The 2,167-nt window shown below is 69.9% G+C and carries 1 protein-coding gene and 1 pseudogene; both read right to left on the bottom strand.

Features of this window, described 5'->3' with window-relative positions; genetic code table 11:
• Positions 1-1,012: pseudogene (locus DD1DGNOD_RS21855) on the bottom strand (hypothetical protein); the annotation flags it as partial.
• 58 nt (positions 1,013-1,070) lie between these two features.
• A partial coding sequence (locus tag DD1DGNOD_RS21850) for an IS110 family transposase (protein ID WP_206443358.1) occupies positions 1,071-2,167 on the bottom strand: 1,097 nt, incomplete at its 5' end.

Raw genomic sequence — 2,167 nt, 5'->3', positions numbered from 1 at the left:
GCGCTCGACAGTTACGCAGAGTTAGCCAACAGAGTCCACGCCGAAGCCCTGGGCCCCTTCCTGCTCGCCGTCGGGGGATGGCTGCTGGCCGGATATCGACGCGGTGATGGTATGCCCGGTCACGATCAAGTTCGCGTTCCCGCAGCAGCTGGTCTTGGAGCAGGTTGTGGCTGGAGCGCGCCCCGTGCGCGGGCAGCAGCCGGAGAGCCCGATCGATCGCGTCGAGCGCAGCCTCGTGTGCGCCGACGAGGCGGAGCCCGGCCGCGAGACGGGCGTGGAACACTGCGTCGTCGGGGTGGGTGGCGACCGCCTGCGTCGCGCGGTCACGGAGTAGCGGGCCGTGCCGTGGGCTGTGTCGGGCCGCCCAGATCCCGTGCAGGCAGATGTCGATGGCCGCCCGGGTCCGCGCCGGGTGGTTCCACGCAGTGTCGAGGTGTCCGAGCGCGGCGGCGTCGTCGCCGGTGAGAAACGCGGCGAACGCCCGCAGCGCCGTGATGACCGGTGCCGTCGTGTACGCGGCGGCGGCCACCGCCAGCGGTGACTGGTCCAAGACCAGCAGCAGTTCGTACGACGTGAAGTTCGCGCGTAGTTTCCCACAGTGGTACAGCAGGCAGAAGTACGGCACGAACGGCGTGTCCGCGGTGGTGACAAGCGCGGCGGTCGTATCGGCAAGGTCGCTGGCGCTGTCGACCGTGTCCCGCGTGATGAACGCGTATCCCAGCGCCCACCGCTCGCACACCGCCTCCCGTGCGGCGGGATGTACCTGCCGCCAGACCCACTCGGCGCATTCCCGCGCTGTCGTCACGCTCGGGACGGCGAGGTGCCGGCGCCGCCAGTACATATCTGCGCAGACCCCGACCGCCCGGTCGGCGCCGTCCGCGGGCACATCCCAGGCCGGGACCGTCCCGCTGTCTATCAGGGTCTGGGCCAGCCGTTCACAGGTCCGGTCCCGTTTCCTCGGCGGCAGCCTGTCCGCGGTGAGCAGCGCCTCGACCGGATCATCCAGCGGCATCGTCGCACTCGCCTCCTGCTGACCCGAAAAATGAGGTGAGGTGACAGCGTGCACGGGGTCAGGCGGCTGCTGGGATGGGGTCGAAGCGGACGGTGAACCCGAGCGTGTTGGCCTGGCGGGTGAGGCGGCGCAGGGCGCGTTCGGGGTCGAGGCGGGCGAAGTAGTCACCGCCGAGGTCCTGGTAGTCGGTGTCATGGGTGAACATGTGCCAGACCGCGGTCAGGATGGAGTGCTCGATCGCGACGAGGGCCTTCTTCTTGCCCAGCCGGGGGGCGAGCCGTCGGTAGCGGGCGCCGAGGTAGGTGGTGTCCCGGGTGCGGGCGGCGGCCATGGCGGCGGTGCCCAGGGCGGCTCTCAGCCACCGGTTGCCGTGGCGGGTCCTGCCCGATTTGTGTTTACCTGCGGATTCGTGGTGGCCGGGGCAGATACCGGCCCAGGACGCCAGGTGCCCGGCGGTGCGGAAGCGGCCCATGTCGGCGCCGGTCTCGGCGATGATGACCTCGGCGACGGTCTGGCCGACACCGGGGATGGTCACCAGTTGCTCGCGCTGGCGGGCAAAAGGGCGCGTCTGTTCCTCGATCCGCGCCGACAACTCGCCGATGGCCTCGGTGAGCTGGTCGATGCGTTCCAGGTGCAGCCGGCAGAGGAAGGCGTGGTGCTCGGTGAAGGTGCCGGTCAGCGCCTCCACCAGCTGAGGGATCTTGGGGCGCATCCTCGCCCTGGCCATCTCGGCCAGCACGTGGACATCGCGTTCGCCGTCGATCAACGCGGCCAGCATCGCCCGTCCGGAACGGCCGAGGATGTCGGTGGCCACCGAGGACAGCTTGATCCCGGCGTCCTCCAGCTCCTTCTCCAGCCGCTGGGCCTCCCGGCTGCGTTCAGCTGTCAGGGTCGCCCGGTAGCGGGTCAGATCACGCAGGTGGCGGATCGGCTCCGGCGGCACGAACGACGCCGTGAGCAGACCGCACTCGCCCCTCTGGGCCAGCCAGGCTGCGTCACTGACGTCGGTCTTACGGCCGGGTAGGCCCTTGGCGTGGGCGGCGTTGACCAGGATCACCGTCAGGCAGTCCTCCAACACGTAGAACGCCCCGCGCCAGTAGTCCCCCGTGGTCTCCATCTGAACCGCCCCGGGTTCGATGGAGACTACGATCGTTG

It is taken from the genome of Candidatus Protofrankia californiensis (assembly GCF_900634765.1).
Classification (GTDB): domain Bacteria; phylum Actinomycetota; class Actinomycetes; order Frankiales; family Frankiaceae; genus Protofrankia; species Protofrankia californiensis.
The sequence above is the reverse complement of the archived record's forward strand: the minus strand, read 5'-3'. Positions and strand labels throughout refer to the sequence as shown.